The sequence below is a fragment of the Allobosea sp. GW821-FHT10B12 genome, assembly GCF_059415545.1.
Genome location: NZ_JBWKNL010000001.1, coordinates 356,574 through 376,269 on the forward strand (window position 1 = coordinate 356,574; position 19,696 = coordinate 376,269).

General features: G+C 68.0%; 16 protein-coding genes. 9 read left to right on the forward strand and 7 right to left on the reverse strand.

Translation table 11 applies throughout. The features are described from left to right. Nucleotides 1-57 precede the first annotated feature (57 nt). From AC07O0_RS01720 to AC07O0_RS01735, 4 genes are read right to left on the reverse strand one after another with little or no spacing between them, the layout of a single operon-like run. Nucleotides 58-765, reverse strand: coding sequence for an HAD family hydrolase (locus AC07O0_RS01720; RefSeq protein ID WP_494619507.1), 708 nt, complete (start codon nt 763-765; stop codon nt 58-60). Between the two features lie 14 nt (nt 766-779). Further along, entirely contained in the window at nt 780-1,658 is an 879-nt protein-coding gene (locus tag AC07O0_RS01725; protein ID WP_494619509.1) for a transglutaminase family protein, read from the reverse strand. A gap of 10 nt (nt 1,659-1,668) precedes the next feature. After that, on the reverse strand, nt 1,669-4,191 hold the full coding sequence (locus AC07O0_RS01730) for a circularly permuted type 2 ATP-grasp protein (protein ID WP_494619511.1): 2,523 nt from the start codon (nt 4,189-4,191) through the stop codon (nt 1,669-1,671). An 8-nt stretch (nt 4,192-4,199) separates the two neighbouring features. Further along, nucleotides 4,200-7,583 (reverse strand): transglutaminase family protein, encoded by a 3,384-nt coding sequence (locus AC07O0_RS01735; RefSeq protein ID WP_494619513.1) that lies wholly within the window; start codon nt 7,581-7,583, stop codon nt 4,200-4,202. A 276-nt stretch (nt 7,584-7,859) separates the two neighbouring features. On the opposite strand from AC07O0_RS01735, the gene AC07O0_RS01740 reads away from it, so the two are divergent. From AC07O0_RS01740 to eda, 8 genes are all read left to right on the forward strand, one after another. After that, the gene (locus AC07O0_RS01740; protein ID WP_494619515.1) at nt 7,860-9,428 is read left to right on the forward strand and encodes an ABC transporter substrate-binding protein; all 1,569 of its coding nucleotides are present in this window, start codon (nt 7,860-7,862) and stop codon (nt 9,426-9,428) included. Nucleotides 9,429-9,542: 114 nt separating this feature from the next. Continuing rightward, a complete protein-coding gene (locus AC07O0_RS01745; protein WP_494619516.1) occupies nt 9,543-10,610 on the forward strand; it encodes an ABC transporter permease in 1,068 nt (355 codons plus the stop codon). Nucleotides 10,611-10,621: 11 nt separating this feature from the next. After that, entirely contained in the window at nt 10,622-11,533 is a 912-nt protein-coding gene (nikC, locus tag AC07O0_RS01750) for a nickel transporter permease (RefSeq protein WP_494619518.1), read from the forward strand. Between the two features lie 8 nt (nt 11,534-11,541). Continuing rightward, nucleotides 11,542-12,390: an ABC transporter ATP-binding protein gene (locus AC07O0_RS01755; protein ID WP_494619519.1), complete on the forward strand. Its 849-nt coding sequence runs from the start codon at nt 11,542-11,544 to the stop codon at nt 12,388-12,390. Beyond that, nucleotides 12,387-13,142: an ABC transporter ATP-binding protein gene (locus tag AC07O0_RS01760; RefSeq protein WP_494619521.1), complete on the forward strand. Its 756-nt coding sequence runs from the start codon at nt 12,387-12,389 to the stop codon at nt 13,140-13,142. Before AC07O0_RS01755 ends, AC07O0_RS01760 begins: the two co-directional genes overlap by 4 nt. A gap of 222 nt (nt 13,143-13,364) precedes the next feature. Continuing rightward, nucleotides 13,365-14,873 carry a glucose-6-phosphate dehydrogenase gene (gene zwf, locus AC07O0_RS01765; RefSeq protein ID WP_494619523.1) on the forward strand — a complete coding sequence of 503 codons (1,509 nt, stop codon included), beginning with the start codon at nt 13,365-13,367 and terminating at the stop codon, nt 14,871-14,873. Further along, nucleotides 14,870-15,559: a 6-phosphogluconolactonase gene (gene pgl, locus AC07O0_RS01770; RefSeq protein WP_494619525.1), complete on the forward strand. Its 690-nt coding sequence runs from the start codon at nt 14,870-14,872 to the stop codon at nt 15,557-15,559. The genes zwf and pgl overlap by 4 nt, the downstream gene beginning before the upstream one ends. Before the next feature lie 26 nt (nt 15,560-15,585). After that, nucleotides 15,586-16,230 carry a bifunctional 4-hydroxy-2-oxoglutarate aldolase/2-dehydro-3-deoxy-phosphogluconate aldolase gene (gene eda / locus AC07O0_RS01775; RefSeq protein WP_494619527.1) on the forward strand — a complete coding sequence of 215 codons (645 nt, stop codon included), beginning with the start codon at nt 15,586-15,588 and terminating at the stop codon, nt 16,228-16,230. Here the strand turns inward: eda and AC07O0_RS01780 are convergent. Continuing rightward, on the reverse strand, nt 16,227-16,790 hold the full coding sequence (locus AC07O0_RS01780) for a DUF2239 family protein (RefSeq protein ID WP_494619529.1): 564 nt from the start codon (nt 16,788-16,790) through the stop codon (nt 16,227-16,229). The genes eda and AC07O0_RS01780 overlap by 4 nt on opposite strands. A 97-nt stretch (nt 16,791-16,887) precedes the next feature. On the opposite strand from AC07O0_RS01780, the gene AC07O0_RS01785 reads away from it, so the two are divergent. Then, entirely contained in the window at nt 16,888-17,223 is a 336-nt protein-coding gene (locus AC07O0_RS01785; RefSeq protein ID WP_494619531.1) for a GIY-YIG nuclease family protein, read from the forward strand. A 114-nt stretch (nt 17,224-17,337) separates the two neighbouring features. Here AC07O0_RS01785 and AC07O0_RS01790 read toward each other — a convergent pair whose 3' ends face one another. Both AC07O0_RS01790 and AC07O0_RS01795 read right to left on the reverse strand, forming a co-directional pair. Then, the gene (locus AC07O0_RS01790; RefSeq protein WP_494619532.1) at nt 17,338-18,444 is read right to left on the reverse strand and encodes an NAD(P)/FAD-dependent oxidoreductase; all 1,107 of its coding nucleotides are present in this window, start codon (nt 18,442-18,444) and stop codon (nt 17,338-17,340) included. Continuing rightward, entirely contained in the window at nt 18,441-19,616 is a 1,176-nt protein-coding gene (locus AC07O0_RS01795; RefSeq protein ID WP_494619533.1) for a M20 aminoacylase family protein, read from the reverse strand. Before AC07O0_RS01795 ends, AC07O0_RS01790 begins: the two co-directional genes overlap by 4 nt. Between the last annotated feature and the right edge of the window lie 80 nt (nt 19,617-19,696).

The following is a 19,696-nucleotide window of genomic DNA, read 5'->3' on the forward strand; positions in this document are numbered from 1 at the left end:
GACAGCGAGGGCCGCGCCGCCAGCGCGGCCCTTTTCACATCTGCTTGGCTATCCCGCTCAGGCGAACAGCGCCTGTTCGAGCGTGGCGATGCTCGGCAGCAGCAAGTGGCTGAGCGGGCGCAGCGTTTCGGCGCTGCCGGCGCCGGTCAGCACGGCGATGCGATAGCCTGCGCCGGCCGCCGCGGCCATGTGCATGTCGTGGGTGGAATCGCCGACGACGGCGACGGCGTCCGTCGGCAGGTCGGTCGCGGCGCAGAAGCCGTCGACCATGCCGCGCCCGGGCTTGGCGCCATGGCCGGAATCATAGCCGCACTGGAAAGCCAGATGCGGTTCGAGGCCGAAGCGCTCGGCCGTCGCTGCCACCGCCGCTTCGCTGTCGCTGGAGGCAATGCCGAGGACGAGCCCGCGGCCGGTAAGGCTGGCGAACAGGCCGGAAAGATCACAGACCGGCACGGCCGCGACGACCGCGGACCGAAAGAGAGTATCCAGCCGGTCGGTCAATTCGGCCATGCCGAACGGGCTGCCGGCTTCGGTCCAGGCCTGCGCCACATCCTCGGTATTGCCGGAGGCGAGCAGTCCGTCTGAGGTCGCATAGCCGGTTGCAGGGTCGACGCCGGCCACGGTCAAGAGCCGCGCCGCCAGATCGGTATCGCCCCTGGCCGCGAGCCGGCCGGCCCTGAGATTGGTCGGAGCCCAGCTCGCCTGATAGTCGATCAGCGTGCCGTCCTTGTCGAACAGGATGCCGCGAATGGCTGGCCGGCTCATGCGGTCGCCGGCAATCATGTGACGGGGATGACGTCGACCTTGACGTCGAGCTTCTGGCTGCCCGGTCCGACCAGCACGCCGTCGAGCGGCGAGACGTCGGCATAATCGCGCCCCCTGGCGGTGATGATGTGGTCGTCGGCGACGATCAGGTCGTTGGTCGGGTCGAGGCCGATCCAGCCGGTCTCCGGCCCGCACCAGAGCATCACCCAGGCATGGGTGGCGTCGGCGCCCTCGAGCCTCGGCTGGCCCGGCGGCGGGATGGTGCGCAGATAGCCGCTGACATAGGCGGCAGGTAGGCCAAGGCCCCTGAGGCCGGCGATCATGATGTGAGCGAAGTCCTGGCAGACGCCGTGTCGGGCGGCGAAAGCCTCGCGGATCGGGGTCGCGACCTCGGTCGCTTCCGGGTCGTAGCGGAACTCCTTGCGGATGCGGCCCATCAGCTCGCAGGCGGCCTCGAAGACCGGCCGTTTCGCCGGAAAGCTCCTGCGGGCATAGTCGGTGATCTCCGCCACGGTCGGCGCTAGCCGGCTGGGATAGAGATATTGTGCCGGGGAGTCCGCAGACAGGCTCTGCGCCGCGAGCGCGAGCTCGGCGACCTGCTCCCAGTTTCGGGTGATCGCAGGAAAAGGGGCGGCAGCCCGCGCCACCTCGACCCGCGAGGTCATCTCGATCCGCAGTTCGCGGTGCGGCCTGGCGATGGTCAGCGCGGTCGTGCGGTTGCCGAAAAAGCAGATCCCGTCCCGCCGCTCCGCGCCGCGCGGCGTCACGGAAAGCGCGCTCGTCAGCACGCGCTGCCCCACCCCGTCGCGCGGCAGCACGCGCAGGATGCAGCGTGCGAACGGCACCGGGCGGCTATAGGCGTAAGCCGTGAGATGGCGAATGGCGTAGATCACGCGGACTCCCTTACGCGAGTCGCGTCATCCGCGAACCTTCCGGCCTGGAGTTCTGCAGGAAATAGCGCTCGGCCACTGCGTTGGAGAGCCCCATCAGCAATTGCTCGAAGAACAGGATGCCGGTGCGGTCGAGCCGGCCGGCCTCGGCGGTGCGGCTTTCGGCGGCGAGCTTGAGCGCGAGCCGGCGCGGCTCCTCCAGCATGCCGTCGTCGTTGAGCGCGGGCAAAGCGGCGATCTCGGCATCGAGCTGCTCGATCTGGAAGGCGACTGAGCGCGGGTTATAGGGGTCGAGCATGACGAGATCGAGAACGGGCTGAAGCGCGGCGCCGAGCATGTAGCGCGAGCGATAGGTGATCTGCGAGTCAGTGAGGTCGAGCAGGGCGTCGAGGCAATTGCCGGGCGCGTCGTTCTCGACGAAATGGCGGGCGAAGCGGCAGGTGGTGACGCCGCGCTCGATCCTTCGGCCGATATCGAGGAAGCGCCAGCCGGCGCCGCGCACCATGTTCTCCTGCGAGAGGCCGGAGAAGGCGGCGAGCGATTTCAGCCCGCTGTCGGCGATCTCGAAGGCTTCACCTTCGCTGGAGGGCTTGCCGGGATCGGCGAGCTGACGCTGCAGGTCGCCGAACAGGCGCCAGGCATCGACCGAGAGCCGCTCGCGGATGACTGAGGCGGTGCGCCGCGCTTCGCGGACGGAGGCGGCGGCCGAGCCGTATTGGTCGAAATCGTGCAAAGCGGAGCGCGCCTGCGTGGCAACTGACCGGGCCTTGGCCGCCGTCGGTGCCGCACCCCAGGCGACGAGCAGATTGGCGAGCCGCTTGATCGTCTCGGCATGGCCCGGCGCCTGGTCGTCGGCATTGATCAGGCGCCCGAGCAAAGCGCGCACCAGGCGCAGCGTCGCCTCGCTGCGTTCCAGATAGCGCCCGAGCCAGAACAGGTTGTCGGCGGCGCGGCTCGGCAGGATGCCGACGATGCGGCGGATCGGAATCCGGTCCGGGCTCGGCAGCAGCGTCACCTGATCGACCGGCTGGTCGGAGGTGACCCAGACATCGCTGGAGCGCACGCCCGAGCGCATCGTCACGGCGCGTGCATCGCATTCCTCGGAGATGCGGCAGAAGCCGCCTGGCATCACCTGCCAGCCATCGGGCGTCGCGGCGGCGAAGACACGCAGCGTCATCGGCCGGGGCTCGAGCCGGCCGCCCTGCATCACCGGCATGGTCGAGAGGCTGACCACCTCCTGCCCGACATGATCGAGTCCACGTTCGCTGATGCGGATGCGCAGCGCCTCGCGCTCGCTTCTGTCGAGATCGGCGACCAGCACGGTGCCGCCGTCCACCCCGTCGCCGGCGGCACGGAAGGCCGGCGCGATACTCATCTGGTCGAGGCGATCCAGGACGATCCCGCGCTCGCGTGGCTGGCCGCACCACCAGGTCGCGATGTTCGGCAGGATCAGCTCTTCGCCGAGCAGCGCGCGCGCGAGACGCGGCATGAAGCCCATCAGCGCCCGCGCCTCGACCACGCCAGAGCCAAGCCCGTTGGCGACGACGACGTTCTCGGCCCGCACCGCCTCGACCAGACCGGGCACCCCCAGCGCCGAAGCGGCATTGAGTTCGATCGGGTCGGCAAAATCGCCGTCGATCCGCCGCCAGATCACATCGGCGCGCTTGAAGCCGGCGATGGTTCGCACATGCACCAGCCCGTCGCGCATGACGAGGTCGCCACCCTCGACCAGCAGGAAGCCGAGATAGCGGGCGAGATAGGCCTGCTCGAAATAGCTCTCGTGCATCTGGCCCGGCGTCAGCAGGCAGATGCGCGGCTCGATCCGCTTGGCGCGCGAGACGAGCCCGGCGCGGAACCCCTGGAAGAAGGCGGCGAGCCGCTCGACATTCATCGTCCGGAACAGGTCCGGGAAGGCGCGGCCGATGGCGAGCCGGTTCTCCAGCGCATAGCCCGCGCCGGAGGGGGCCTGGGTGCGGTCGTTCAGCACCCACCAGCGCCCGTCCGGCCCGCGGCCGAGATCGGCGGCGTAGATCTGCAGCTGCCCGGCGCCGGCCGTGCCCTGAACAGGCCTGAGATAATCGGGGCTGCCGGTGATGGCGGCGGCCGGCAATGCCCCGCCGGCCACGAGCTTGCCGGGGCCGTAGATGTCGCCGAGCACGGCATCGAGCAGTTGCGCGCGCTGGGCGACGCCGGCGGCGATCGCCTGCCATTCCTGCCCGGTCAGCACCAGCGGCGCGTGGTTGAGCGGCCAGGAGCGCTCGCTGGCGAGCGGATCGTTCTCGTCGAGATCGCCATGGACGCGATAGGAGACGCCGGTGTCGCGCACATGCCGGTCGGCGAGGCCGAAGCGGCGCTGTAACTCGTCGCCAGAAAGCGCCGACCATTCGGCGAGGAACGGCTCCCAATGCGGCCGGATCGAGCCATCGGGCGCCATCAGCTCGTCATAGGCGCCGGGCAGCGGCCGATAGCCTGCGAGCAGGGCGTTGCGGCGCTCGTTGCGGGTCCGCGTCGAACTCGATCGGCGCTGCAGAGCCATGCTTGACCTCAAACCCCGGGCGGGCGGCGCAGGTCGAGGGTCATCGGGAACTCCGGAGTCCGCTCTTCCACGGGAATCGCCAGCGGCCCCGGACTATGGCCGATCGCCTCGAAGCGGGCCAGCCTCCTGGCCTCCGCCTCGTAGGAATTCACAGGCGGTGTCTCGTAATTGCGACCGCCGGGATGAGCGACATGGTAGACGCAACCGCCGAGCGAGCGGCCGGCCCATGTGTCGACGATGTCGAAGGTGAGCGGCGCATGCACCGGAATCGTCGGATGCAGGCCCGAGGCCGGCTGCCAGGCCTTGAAGCGCAGGCCGGCGATGCTGATGCCGGCGGCGATCTCGGTCAGCGGCAGCGCCCGGCCATTGCAGGTGATGACATGCCTGCCGGGGGTTAGGCCCGCTGCCTTGACCTGCAGACGCTCGACCGAAGAGTCGACATAGCGCACCGTGCCGCCGATCGCGCCTTCTTCCCCCATCACGTGCCAGGGCTCGAGCGCCTGGCGCAGTTCCAGCTCGACGCCGCCCTGGTTGACCCTGCCGAAGAAGGGGAAGCGGAACTCGTGCTGCGCCGCGAACCAGGCCGGATCGAAGCGATAGCCGGCGCGCTCGAGATCGGCGAGCACGTCGCGGAAATCCTGCCAGACGAGCTCCGGCAGCATGAAGCGATCGTGCAGGCTGGTGCCCCAGCGCACCAGCTTGCCGGCCTGCGGCTCGCGCCAGAACCAGGCGATCAGCGCCCGGATCAGGAGCTGCTGCGCCAGCGACATCCGCGCATCCGGCGGCATCTCGAAGGATCGGAACTCGATCAGCCCGAGCCGGCCGGTCGGTCCGTCCGGCGAATAGAGCTTGTCGATGCAGATCTCGGTGCGGTGCGTGTTGCCGGAGACGTCGATCAGGAGATTGCGGTAGAGCCGGTCGACCAGCCAGAGCGGGATCGCCGGGTCGTGCGGGCCGGGCGTCTGCGCCAGCGCGATCTCGAGCTCGTAGAGCTGGTCGTGCCGGGCCTCGTCGATGCGCGGCGCCTGGCTGGTCGGGCCGATGAACAGGCCGGAGAACAGATAGGACAGCGACGGATGGCGCTGCCAGTAGAGCACGATGCTCTTGAGCAGATCGGGCCGGCGCAGGAACGGGCTGTCGGCCGGCGTCACGCCACCGAGCACGACATGGTTGCCGCCGCCGGTGCCGGTATGACGGCCGTCGACCATGAACTTCTCGGCGCAGAGCCGGGTCTGCCGCGCCTCCTCATAGACGCCGCGGGTGATCGCGACAGCTTCCGCCCAGCTCTTCGCCGGGTGGATGTTGACCTCGATTACGCCGGGATCCGGCGTGACCTTGATGACGTTGAGGCGCGGATCATGCGGCGGCGAATAACCCTCGATATGGACCGGCTGGCCGCTCTCTTCCGCGGTCGCCTCGATGCTGGCGATCAGGTCGAGATAGTCCTCCAGCCGCTCGACCGGCGGCAGGAAGACGCAGAGGACGCCGTCGCGCACCTCGATACTGAGCGCGGTGCGCACCGACTCGGCGCCGAGCTCCTGCTCGACGATGTCCTGGCGCGGGATCTGCGGCTCGCCACTGCCGGCCGGTCGCGCCATCTGGACTGGGCCGTCGAAGCCTGGCGGGGGATCGGCGGCACGCGGCGCGCCGGGAGAGCCGGCCGTAGCCGGCGGCAGCGGGCCGCGCGGCTCCAGCGGGTCCTGCGGGTGGACATGCGGATAGGCCTTCGCCGGGACATGCGGCAGCGATCCGAGCGGCAGCCGGAAGCCAACGGGTGAATCGCCCGGCACCAGGAAGAGCTTGCCGCGCCGGAGTTTCCACTTCTCCGAGCGCCAGCGCCGGTCCTCCGCCGCCGCCTGCCAGCGCTGCACCGGGATGACATAGCCGCTCGGCTTGCCGAGCCCGCGCTCGAAGACGCGCACCATCCGGGCGCGCTCCTCCGGGTCCGACAGCTTCGGATCGAGCGGGTCGACATTCTCCGGCAGCTGGCCTTCCTTCACCAGCCAGTGCCCGGTGTCCTCATAGGCCGGCAGCACATAGTCGGCACCGAGGCCGAGCCGCTCCGACAGGCCGGCCGCGAGCGTCTCGACCGCAGCCGAAGTCGGCACGACCTCGTGCTCGCGGTCGCCGCCCGTCCTGGCGCCCGGCTCGCGTGCGATCAGTGCGGCATTGCGCCAGATCGGCTCCCCGTCCTCGCGCCAGTAGAGCGCGAAGGCCCAGCGCGGCAGGCTCTCGCCCGGATACCATTTGCCTTGGCCGTAATGCAGCATGCCGCCCGGCGCGAAGCGCTCGCGCAGGCGCCGGATCAGCACGTCGGCGCGCTCGCGCTTGGTCGGCCCGACTGCGGCGGTGTTCCATTCCTCGCCGGTCTGATCGTCGATCGAGACGAAGGTCGGCTCGCCGCCCATGGTCAGGCGGACATCCTGCGCCGTGAGATCGGCCTCGACCTGCTCGCCGAGCGCATCGAGCTCGGTCCAGGACGCGTCCGAGAAGGGCAGGGTGATGCGCGGCACTTCGTGCACGCGCGTCACGCTCATGTCGAAGGCGAACTGCGTCTCGGCATAGCTCGCGAGGCCACTGACCGGCGCGGCCGAGCGGTAATGCGGCGTCGCTGCCAGCGGCAGATGGCCCTCGCCGGTGAGCAGGCCGGAGGTCGGGTCCATCCCGATCCAGCCGGCGCCGGGAAGATAGACCTCGGCCCAGGCGTGCAGGTCGGTGAAGTCCTTGTCGGTGCCGCGCGGCCCCTCCAGCGGATCGATGTCCGCCTTCATCTGGATCAGGTAGCCGGAGACGAAGCGGGCGGCGAGACCGAGATGGCGCAGGATCTGGACCAGCAGCCAGCTCGTGTCGCGGCACGAGCCGGACTGTAGCTGCAGCGTCTGCTCGGGCTCCTGCACGCCTGGTTCCATGCGGATGCCATAGGCGATCAGGCGCTGGAGCCGCGCATTGAGGTCGACGATGAAGTTGACGGTGTTGGTTTTCTCGCGCGGGACCGTCGCCATGAACTCGCTCAGCAGCGGCCCGGCCTCCTCCTTGACCAGATAGGGCGCGAGCTCGTCATGCAGCTCCTCGGGATAGGCGAAGGGAAATTCCTCGGCCTCAGCCGCGACGAAGAAGTCGAACGGGTTGATGATCGAGAGCTCGGTGACGAGATCGACCTCGATGCGGAACTCGTTGACCGGCTCCGGGAAGACATAGCGCGCCAGCCAGTTGCCGTTGGGGTCCTGCTGCCAGTTCACGAAATGCTGTGCCGGCGAGACCTTGAGCGAGTAGCTCTTCACCGCCGAGCGGCAATGCGGCGCCGGCCGCAGGCGGATGATCTGCGGGCCGAGCGTGACCGGGCGGTCGTAGCGATAATGGGTGACGTGGTGCAGTGCGGCGATGATGGCCAAGAGCGGGGACCCTGCTGTGCCATGGACCGGCCGGGCTGGCCGCTTCCGTCACGATAGCGGCAGGGACAGGCGGGGCAAGCCGGTTCTTGCGCAGAAATGCGCCGGCAATTCAGGCTGTTGCGCAACAAGCGTGCAAGCAATCGCGGTTTGCGCAGAAGCTGTTCGGCCCCCGCTGGACATCGGCCACGATCTGGCCACAGAGTGCGCGCCAACGGGCGCCCGGGAGTGCCCGCAGACAGCACAATGGGGATTTCCATGCGTCATGTTGCGAAACTGATGGCGGCTTCCGCGTTCGCCGCTCTGATGGCGACGACCGCCCAGGCCCAGACGCCCAAAGACACCATCGTCATGGCCAAGCAGATCGACGACATCATCACGCTCGATCCGGCCGAGGCCTTCGAATTCTCCGGTGTCGAGGTCGGCGCCAATCTCTATGACAAGCTGATCGGCGTCGATCTCAAGAACAACAACGCGCTCGTCGGCGAGCTTGCCCAGAGCTGGACGGTCAGCCCCGACAACCTGACCTACACCTTCAAGCTCCGCCCGGGGGTCAAGTTCCACTCCGGCAATCCGCTCACCGCAGCCGACGTGGTCTATTCCTTCCAGCGCGCGGTCACGCTGAACAAGTCGCCGGGCTTCATCCTGACGCAGTTCGGCCTGACCAAGGACACGGTGCTGGAGAAGGTCAAGGCGACCGACGACCAGACCGTCACCGTCACAGTCTCCAAGCCGTTCGCGCCGACCTTCTTCCTGAACTGCCTGACCTCGGGCGTCGCCTCGATCGTCGATTCCAAGCTGGTCAAGGCCAATGAGAAGGACGGCGACTGGGGCAATGGCTGGCTCAAGCTGGCCTCGGCCGGCTCGGGCGCCTACAAGGTCCGCACCTACCGCCCGAACGAGCAGTATGCGCTCGACGCCAATGAGGGCTGGTACAAGGGTGCGCCGAAGACCAAGCGCGTCATCGTACGCCATGTCGCAGAGCCGGCCTCGCAGCGCCTGCTGCTGGAGAAGGGCGATATCGACATCGCCCGCAACCTCTCCAAGGACCAGCTGGCCGCGGTCAAGAGCAACGCCAATGTCGAGATCGTCCAGGGCGACAAGGGCTACATCCTCTATCTCGGCCTGAACCAGAAGAACCCGAACCTTGCCAAGCCCGAGGTTCGCGAAGCCTTGAAGTGGCTGGTCGACTACGATTCGATCGAGCGCAACATCGTCGAAGGCACCTATAAGGGCCATGAGAGCTTCCTGCCCAAGGGCTTCCTCGGCGCGATCGCCGACCGGCCTTACAAGCTCGACGTTGCCAAGGCCAAGGAACTGCTCGCCAAGGCCGGCCTGCCGAACGGCTTCACGGTCACCATGGACACCCGCTCGGTCAATCCGATCACTGATATCGCCCAGGCGGTCCAGTCGACCTGGGCCCAGGCCGGCATCAAGCTCGAGATTCTTCCGGGCGACGGCAAGCAGACGCTGACCAAGTACCGCGCCCGCACCCACGACATCTATATCGGCCAGTGGGGCCCGGATTATCTCGACCCGCACACCAATGCCGAGACCTTCGCCATCAACGAGGACAATGGCGAGGATGCCAAGTCGAAGACGCTGGCCTGGCGTAATGCCTGGGATATCCCGGACATGACCAAGGTCACGCAGGCCAACGTCCTGGAGAGCGATGCGACCAAGCGCGCCAACGTCTATGGCGAGCTGCAGCGCGACCACCAGAAGGTCTCGCCCTTCGTCATCATGTTCCAGCAGGTCGAGGTCTCGGCCCAGCGCAAGAACGTCGGCAACTGGGTGATCGGACCGACCTCCGACACCAATTTCTACGCTCCGATCACCAAGAACTGAGGCACCCGCCAGCCGGACCCGCCGTAGCCCCTCACCAGGCTGCGGCGGGTTCTTGCTTTACCGCCCCGCATGGGCGGGCGATGCCCCCAAGAACAAGAAAGGACGGAGCCGACGATGGTCGCCATCAGCGCACCGACCCCACCAGCCCCGCCGCGCGCCAAGAGCCGCGCCGCCCGCTGGGCCAAGATCCTCGGCCGTGAGCTGACCACGGTCGCGATCACCATCTTCGGCCTGCTGCTGGTCACCTTCCTGATCGCGCGCGTCATGCCGATCGATCCGGTTCTCGCCGTGGTCGGCGATCGCGCGCCCGCCGATGTCTATGACAAGGCGCGGCTCGCGCTCGGTCTTGACAAACCGTACTGGCAGCAATTCGCCACCTATATCGGCAAGGTCTTCACCGGCGACCTCGGCACCTCGGTGCTGACCGCCCAGAAGGTCACCGACGACATCAAGACGGTGTTCCCGGCGACGCTGGAGCTGGCGACGCTCGGCACCCTGATCGGCGTCGCGCTCGGCGTCCCGCTCGGCATCCTCGCCGCCGTCAATCAGGGCCGCTGGATCGACCAGATCGCCCGCGTCATCGGCCTGATCGGCTATTCGATCCCCGTCTTCTGGCTCGGCCTGATGGGGCTGCTGCTGTTCTATGCCAAGCTCGGCTGGGTCGCAGGCCCCGGGCGGCTCTCGGTCGCCTTCGAGGATTTCGTCACCCCGATGACCGGCATCGTCATGCTCGATGCTGCGATGCAGGGCGAATGGGAGGCGGTCGTGGACGCTTTCTGGCATCTGATCCTGCCGGCCTCCGTGCTCGGCCTGCTCTCGGTCGCTTATATCAGCCGCATGACCCGCAGTTTCATGATCACCGAGCTGCAGCAGCAATATGTCGTTGCCGCGCGGGTGAAGGGGCTGTCGGAATGGCGCGTGGTCTGCGGCCATGCGCTGGGCAACGCCCTCGTGCCGCTCGTCACCGTGATCGCGTTGTCCTACATGCATCTGCTCGAGGGCGCGGTGCTGACCGAGACGATCTTCGCCTGGCCCGGCCTCGGTCGTTACCTCACCAATGCGCTGCTCAATGCCGACATGAACGCGGTGCTCGGCGCCACGCTGGTGGTCGGCACCGTCTTCATCGCCATCAACCTGTTCTCCGACATTCTCGGCCGGCTGGCCGACCCGCGGGCGCGCTGAGGGAGATGGCCATGACCGACCACGCCTCCTCACCCATCAGCTGGCATTCCTGGCTGACCACGACCTCGCCGGAATCGCGCCGGCAGGCCAAGCTCGGCCAGCTCTACCGGCAATGGCTCGCCTTCAGGAAGAACCCGGCCGCCGTGGTCGGGCTCGTGATCGTGCTCGCCTTGCTGCTGCTCGCGGCCTTCGCGCCGCTGATCGCGCAGTACGACCCGCTCGCCCAGGCACTCGACCAGCGCCTGCTGGCGCCTTCGGCCAAGCACTGGTTCGGCACCGACGCGCTCGGCCGCGATATCTTCAGCCGCATCGTCTACGGCACCCGCGTCACGCTGGTGATCGTGATGCTGGTGGTCATTACGGTTGGGCCGCTCGGCCTGCTGATCGGCTGTGCCGCCGGCTATTTCGGCGGCTGGGTCGACACCGTGCTGATGCGCGTTACGGACGTCTTCCTCGCCTTTCCGCGCCTGGTGCTGGCACTTGCCTTCGTCGCGGCACTCGGTCCCGGACTGGAGAACGCCGTCATCGCCATCGCCTTCACGGCCTGGCCGCCCTATGCCCGCGTCGCCCGTGCCGAGACGATGATCATCCGCAATGCCGACTACATCTCGGCGATGCGCCTGCAGGGCGCCAGCCAGATGCGGATCGTGCTGAAGCATGTCGTGCCGATGTGCGTGCCTTCGCTGATCGTGCGCACCACCTACGACATGGCAGGGATCATCATCATCGCCGCCGGCCTCGGTTTCCTCGGCCTCGGCGCCCAGCCGCCGATCCCGGAATGGGGCGCGATGATCTCGACCGGCCGCGAGCAGATCTTCGACCAGTGGTGGGTCGCGACCTTCCCGGGCATCGCCATCTGCGTCGTCGCACTCGGCTTCAACCTGCTCGGCGACGGGCTCCGCGACGTGCTGGATGCGAGGTGAGCGGCAAGATGAACGCAACCTCTGATCAAGCTCTGCTGACGCTCGACGATCTGCGCGTCGACTTCCACACCCCGACCGGCATCGTCAATGCGGTGCGCGGGCTCTCTTTCACGCTCGGCCGAGAGCGGCTAGGCATCGTCGGCGAATCCGGCTCGGGCAAGTCGATGACCGGCCGCGCCATCCTCGACCTGATCCCGCACCCCGGCGTGGTTACGGCCAAGCGGATGGAGTTCCGGGGCAAGGACCTCACGACGATGGACAAGGCGAGCCGCCGCAAACTGCGCGGCCGCCACATCTCCATGGTGATGCAGGACCCGAAGTTCTCGCTGAACCCGGTCCAGACCGTCGGCGATCAGATCGCCGAGGCCTATCGCGTCCACCACAAGGCGAGCGCGCGCGAAGCCAAGGAGCGCAGCCTCTCGATGCTCGAGGCCGTGCAGATCCGCGAGCCCGGCCGCGTCTACGATCTCTACCCGCACGAAGTCTCGGGCGGCATGGGCCAGCGCGTGATGATCGCGATGATGCTGATCGCCGAACCGGAGATATTGATCGCCGACGAGCCGACCTCGGCGCTCGACGTCACAGTGCAGTTGCAGGTGCTGAAGATCCTCGACGATCTCGTCACCAGCCGCGGCATGGGGCTGATCTTCATCAGCCACGACCTGCATCTGGTGAAGTCGTTCTGCGACCGCGTCATCGTCATGTATGGCGGCAAGGCGATGGAGACGCTGCCGGCCGGCGAGCTCGACCGGGCCCAGCATCCCTATACCCGCGGCCTGCTCGGCTGCCTGCCCGATCTCGACCATCCGCGCGAGAAGCTCGCCACCCTCAACCGCGACCCGGCATGGCTGGCATGAGTACGAACTTCGCGATCAACGTCGACAAGCTCAACGTCTCCTTCGGCGACTCGCATGTCGTGAAGGACCTCTCCTTCGCGGTCGAGCCGGGCGAGAGCTATGGCATCGTCGGCGAATCCGGCTCGGGCAAGTCGACCGTGCTGCGCGTGCTCGCCGGCCTCAATCGCGACTGGAGCGGCGAGGTCGACATCCTCGGCAAGCGCCAACCCAAGGTGCGCGACAAGGCCTTCTATCGCGCCGCCCAGATGGTCTTCCAGGACCCTTACGGCTCGCTGCACCCGAAGAAGACCGTCGACGACACACTGGCCGAGCCGCTCGCCATCCACGGCATCCGCGATGCCGAGGCCAAGATCAGCCGCGCCATGCAGGATGTCGGCCTGCCGACCTCCTTCCGCTTCCGCTATCCGCACCAGCTCTCCGGCGGCCAGCGCCAGCGCGTCGCCATCGCCCGCGCGCTCGTGCTGGAGCCGACGATCCTGCTGCTCGACGAGCCGACCTCGGCGCTCGACGTCTCGATCCAGGCCGAGGTGCTGAACCTGCTGCAGGCGCTGCGTCATGAGCGCAAGCTGACCTATATCCTGGTCAGCCACGACCTCGCCGTGGTCGGCCACATGTGCGAGCGGCTCCTCGTCATGCAGTTCGGCCGCGGCGTCGAGGAGATGACGGCGGCGACACTCGCCGCCCGCGCGCCGCAGACGACCTACGCTCAGCAATTGCTGACGGCGAGCGAGGGTTTTCGGCGGGCGGGCTGAGACAGGTCGTCATGCTCGGGCTCGACCCGAGCATCTCAGGCCGGAGGGGGCTCCGGTCAACGCCTTCCCGTCCTGAGATTCTCGGGTCTGCGCTTCGCTCCGCCCGAGAATGACGGCGCACGGCACGCCATCCCTGTGCCCAAAGCGTTTGGCAAGCTGCAGGCTTGGTCGCATTGTCGTCGCAGGATTCGGTTCGACTGGGCCGATCAGGAGTATGCCGCCATGGATGCCATCGCCGAACGCCTGCTGAAGCCGGAGGCTGCGCCGGAGCGCACGCCGGTCCCGCCCTTCGATCTGGTGATCTTCGGCGCCGGCGGCGATCTCGCTTTGCGCAAGCTCTTCCCGGCGCTGGCCCAGCGCAACGAGGAGGGCGTGCTGCCGGAGGAGAGCCGCATCATCGGCATCGTCCGCAAGCAGGAGGATGTCGAGGGCATCCCCAACGAGATCGCCAGCAAGCTCGCCGCCGCCGGCCTGTCGCAGGATCGCATCGCCGGCTTCCGCCGCCGCCTGACCATGGTGCTGCTCGATGCGGTCAAGCCCGAGACCTATGGGGCGTTGAAGCAGGCGCTCGGCGACTCCCAGCGCGTGCGCTCCTTCTATCTTTCGACGCCGCCCGACCTGTTCATCCCGATCTGCGAGAATCTGGCGAGCTCTGGCATCCTGACGCCGACTTCGCGCGTCATCCTGGAGAAGCCGCTCGGCCGCGATCTCGCCTCGGCCCGTGAGATCAACGACGCCGTCGCCCGCATCCTGCCGGAGAGCCGGACCTACCGGATCGACCATTATCTCGGCAAGGAGACGGTGCAGAACCTCTTGGTCCTGCGCTTCGCCAACACGCTGTTCGAGCGCTCCTGGTCGAGCCGCGACATCGACAATGTCCAGATCACGGTAGCCGAGACAGTCGGGCTCGAATCCCGCGCCGGCTATTACGACAAGGCCGGGCATCTGCGCGACATGGTGCAGAACCATGTGCTGCAATTGCTCTGCCTGTTTGCGATCGAGCCGCCGAACCAGCTCGAGGCCGACGCGGTCCGCGACGAGAAGGTCCGGGTGCTCAAGGCGCTGCGGCCGATCGTCGGCCCCGACGTGCAACGTCACACGGTGCGCGGCCAGTACGGACCGGGCGCGATCGACGGCCAGCGGGTCAAGGGCTACTCCGAGGAGCTCGGCCATGGCAGCGGCACCGAGACCTTCGTCGCGATCCGCTGCGAGCTCGACACCTGGCGCTGGGCCGGCGTGCCGATCTATCTGCGCACCGGCAAGCGCATGGCGCAGCGCTATTCCGAGATCGCTGTCACCTTCAAGCCGGTGCCGCATTCGATCTTCGGCCGCGCGCCGGGCTGCGAGGAGCTCTACGCCAACCGCCTGGTCATCCGGCTCCAGCCGAATGACGGCGTCCAGCTCCAGCTGATGATGAAGGTGCCGGGCTCCGGCAAGCTCAAGGTCGTGCCGCGTCAGCTCGATCTGCGCTACGAGACCGCCTTCGACGTGCGCACGCCCGACGCCTATGAGCGCCTGCTGACCGACGTGATCCGCGGCGACCAGACCTTGTTCATGCGTCGCGACGAGGTCGAGCAGGCCTGGGGCTGGATCGATCCGATCCTCGCCGGCTGGCAGGACTACTATCCGCTGCCGCATCGCTATGCCGCCGGCTCCTGGGGGCCGTCGCAGGCGATCGGGTTGATCGAGCGCGAGGGCCGCTCCTGGGCTGATCCGGAGTTCAGCGAGTGAGCGCGGCCGGCCCGCTGATCCGCCACCGCTTCGAGACGCTGGCCGACGCTTCCGAGGCGCTGGCCGAGGCGGTCGCGATCCGGCTGCGCGCGCTCGTCGTGACGCAGGGCAGGGCGCTCATCGCTGTGCCCGGTGGGACGACGCCGGCACGCTTCCTCGCGGCGCTCGGCGCGCATGAGCTGCCCTGGGAAAGCATCACGCTGATGCCGACCGACGAACGCTTCGTTGCCCCCGACGATCAGGCCTCGAACGAGCGCATGATCCGGGCGGCCTTCGCGCCGCTGCGCAATGGACGCACCCCGTTCGTCTCCTTCCACAATGCCGGCGACGACCTCGCTGCAGCCGCCGCCAGCCTCGATCGTGTATTGAGGACGCTGCCGCCGCTCGACATTGTCGTCAGCGGCATGGGAGCGGACGGGCACATCGCCTCGCTCTTTCCGGGCGAGGCCGCCGCGCTGACCGCGCCGGCCTCCGTCCATGCGCTTGCGGCGAGCCCGCCCGACCTGCCGCCGCGGCTCTCGCTCTCGCCGGCAAGGCTGCAGGGCGCCGGTCATGTCGCCCTGCTGATCTCCGGCCAGGAGAAGGACCGGGTCCTGGCCTCGGCCGTCGAACTGCCGGCGGCCTTCCCGGTCGGCTTGCTGCTCTCGCGCCCGCAGGGGCTCGACGTCTACTGGGCCAAGGCGTAAGCGAGGCGCGAAAGGAAGTTCTGCCAATGTCGATTGCTCCCGAGATCGCCCGCCTCAAGGCATGCGGCGTCGTTCCTGTCGTCGTCATCGACGACGCCGAGATCGCCGTGCCATTGGCGGAAGCCCTGCTCGCCGGCGGCATCGACGTGATCGAGATCACCTTGCGCCGTCCGGCCGCGATGGCGGCGCTCGAGGTCGTGGCAAAGAAGGTGCCCGGCATCCTGCCCGTCGCCGGCACGGTGGTGACGCCGGCCCAGGCGGCCGAGGTCCATAATGCCGGCGCGCTCGCCGTGGTCAGCCCGGGCTTCACTGAAAGCGTCGACGAGGCGATGAAGAAGACCGGCCTGCCCTGGCTGCCCGGCGTTGCCACCGCGTCGGACTGCATGCGCGCAGTGGGCGCCGGGCGCCTGACCTGCAAGTTCTTCCCGGCCGAGCAGGCCGGCGGTGTCGCCGGTCTCAAGGCGCTCTCAGGTCCGTTCCCGCAGATGCAGTTCTGCCCGACCGGCGGCGTCTCGCTCGCCAATCTCGGCAACTATCTCGCGCTACCGCAGGTGATCTGCGTCGGCGGCTCCTGGCTCGTCCCGGCCGATGCGGTGAAGAACCGCGACTGGGCGCAGGTTACGAAGTTGTCGAAGGAAGCGCGCGAGAAGGTCGCCGAGCTGCGCGGCTAGTCCTCGCTTCGCACCGCGCTCCAGGCCAGTTCCTGCGCATAGGTGCGGATGTCGGCTGGCCAGCCCGCCGCCTGGCGAAAGAAGCCGATCTCGTCATTGGCGAAGAGCGCGCGCGTCGCCTCCTCGAAGCCCGGCAGGTTGCCAGCGAGCGCGCTCATGACGCGGTAGGCCGTCTCGCGCGCAATGCGCCCTTGCGTCTCGCCGCGATCGCCGCGCCGAGCTTCGTCGATCAGGCGCCTGAGCGCTTGTGACGCTCCGCCGGGTTGCGCCGACAGCCACTCCCAATGCCGTGGCAGCAGCGTCACCTCGCGGGCGACCACGCCGAGCTTCGGCCGGCCGCGCCCACGGGCCTCGCCGCTGAGACGGGCCACGATCTCGGCCGGCGTGCCGCGCAGATCGAGATCGATCACCCGGCCGCTCGTATCGTCGAAGGTCAGGAGCTGCGCTTCCGGGCGCTCGGACAGGCGCTGCCGCACGGCAAGGGCGACCTCGGCCAGGCGGCCGCGGGCCAGGATGGTGTTGCCGTCGAAGGCGGTGGAAAGGCGGTCGGCGTCGGACATGGTCGGTTCCTGGTGATGCGGTAAAATACCCGGATAAAAATACTTGAGTCAATATTGCCCGGGTGATATTTGCGGCGCCTCATGTAAGGAGGGCGCGATGCGTCACGAGGACAGGAAGGTCGCCGTCGCGGCCTATAAGGAGCGCAAGGTCGTGGCCGGCATCTATCTGCTGCGCTGCCTTGCGACCGGCGAGCGCTGGGCCGGGCAGGCGCCGGACCTATCGACGATCCAGAACCGCATCTGGTTCACGCTGCGCCATGGCAGCCATCGCCAGCGCAGCCTGCAGGCGGCCTGGACCACGCATGGCGAGGATGCCTTCGCCTTCGAGGAGATCGAGCGGCTCGACGAGAAGGCGCTGGAGGCCGGCCGCGAGCGCGTCATGAAGGCGCGGCTGGCGCATTGGTGCGCGGAATTGGGGGCGGAAGGTCTGTGAGCAGTTTTGCACCGTCATGCTCGCCCTTGGGGCGAGCATCCACGTCTTGAACACCGCACTTCGCGAAGGAAGACGTGGATGGTCGGGACAGGCCCGACCATGACGGGGAGGGTGTCAGTGCGCCAGTCGCTCCACCACCAGATCCGCGATCGCCAGCGAGCTCGTCAGGCCCGGGCTCTCGATGCCGAGCAGGTTGACCAACTCCGGGACGCCATGCACCACCGGCCCGTCGATGCGGAAATCCACGATCGGCTCGGTCGGTCCATGCAGCTTCGGCCGGATGCCGGCATAGTCGGCGACGAGCGCGCCGTCGGGCAGGCCCGGCCAATAAGTCCGGATCGCCGCATAGAACTTCTCGGCGCGGGCGGGATCGACGACGAGGTCCTGATCGTCCTCGACCCATTCGACATCGGGGCCGAACTTGACCCGGCCTGCCATGTCGATCGTCGCGTGGATGCCGAGGCCGGCCGCTTCCGGCACGGGATAAACCAGATGGCTGAAGGGCTGCTTGCCGAGCAGCGAGAAGTAATTGCCCTTGGCGAAATACTGCTTCGGCACAAGCTCGGCCGGAAAGCCGTCGAGCTTGCCGAGCAGGCGCGGCGCATTATGCCCGGCCGCGTTCACCACAGTGTTCGCGGTATAGGTCGCCGGATCCTCGCCACCGAAATCGACGCTGAAGCCATCCGCCTCGCGACGCCAGGCCAGGATCGGCGTGTTCAGCGCCAGCGAGCCGCCGGCAACCTCGCACTCGCCGAGCAGTGACAGCATCAGCGCATGACTGTCGACCGTTCCTGTGTCGGGCGAGAACAGGGCGATCTCGCAGGTCACCTCCGGCTCCAGTGCCCTGGCGTCAGCGCCGTCGAGCCAGCGCACCGAGGTCACGCCCGAGGCTTCGGCGCGGGCCGCGATCGTTTCCAGCGCCGGGCGCTGGCCGGCATGGGTGCCGACGATCAGCTTGCCGCAGGCCCTGTGCGGCAGGCCGCGCTCGCGCAGATAGGCGTAGAGGCGCTGGCGCCCCTCGACGCAGACCCGCGCCTTCAGCGAGCCCGGCGGATAGTAGATGCCGGCATGGATGACCTCGCTGTTGCGCGCCGAGGTCTGCGTGCCGATGCCGTCCGCAGCCTCGGCGATCACGACCTCGCGGCCGGCGAGCGCAAGCGCGCGCGCCGTCGCGAGGCCGACGACGCCGGCCCCGATTACCAGGCAGTCGATGTCGCTCATGCCGCGCGCTGCGGCATCGCCATCTCGACCAAGCTCGCCCAGTAGGTCATGCCCACGGGAATCGCCTTGTCGTTGAACTCATAGGCGGGGTGGTGTAGCCCGGCGGAGTCGCCATTGCCCATGAAGATGTAGGCGCCAGGGCGCTCCTCGAGCATGAAGGAGAAGTCCTCCGAGCCCATGGTCGGCGGCACTGTGGTGTCGATCGCCTCCTTGCCGAAGGCGCTCTTCGTCGCGCTGGTGACGAAGTCGGTCTGGCCGGCATGGTTGAAGGTGACCGGATAGCCGCGCTCGTACTCGATGGCGACGCTGAGGCCGAAAGCCTGGCAGGTGCCGGCGACGATCTCGCGGAAGCGCTTCTCGGCGAGATCGCGCATCTCCGGCGAGAGCGAGCGCACCGTGCCCTTGATCACGGCGTGCTGCGGGATGACGTTGAAGGCCTCGCCCGCCTGCAGCGCCGTCACCGAGACGACGACGGAATCGAGCGGATCGGCATTGCGCGAGGCGATGGTCTGCAGCGAAGTGACGATCTGGCAGGCGGCGACCAGCGGGTCGATCGTCTCGTTCGGCTTGGCGGCGTGGCCGCCGCGGCCTTCGAGCTTGAGCAGGAAGCGGTCGGCCGCCGCCATCATCGGCCCCTTGCGGATGGCGAACTGGCCTACGGCCAAGCCCGGCATGTTGTGCAGGCCATAGACCTCCTGCACGCCGAAGCGCTCCATCATGCCATCGGCGCACATCTCGCGGCCACCGCCGCCGCCTTCTTCGGCCGGCTGGAAGATCACGATCGCGGTGCCGTCGAAGTCGCGGGTCTGCGCCAGGTACTTGGCGGCGCCGAGCAGCATGGCGGTATGCCCGTCATGGCCGCAGGCGTGCATCTTGCCCGCCACGGTCGAACGATGCTCGAGATTGGTCTCCTCATGGATCGGCAGCGCGTCCATGTCGGCGCGCAGGCCGATGACCTTGCCGGAATCCTGGCCCTTGCCCTTGATCACGCCGACGACGCCGGTGCGCCCGATCCCGGTGACGACCTCGTCGACGCCCCATTCCTTCAGCTTGTCGGCGACGATGCCGGCGGTGCGCTGCACGTCGAAGAGCAGCTCGGGATGCTTGTGGAAGTCGCGGCGGATCGCGCTGATCTCGGGTTCGATCGCGGCGATGAGATCGGATTTGGGCATAGTGTCCTCGACAGGTCGCGGCTTTACAGGAAACGGGTTGCCAAGCGCGCAAGCTAGCCCGGAGCCGTGCATCCTGTCCA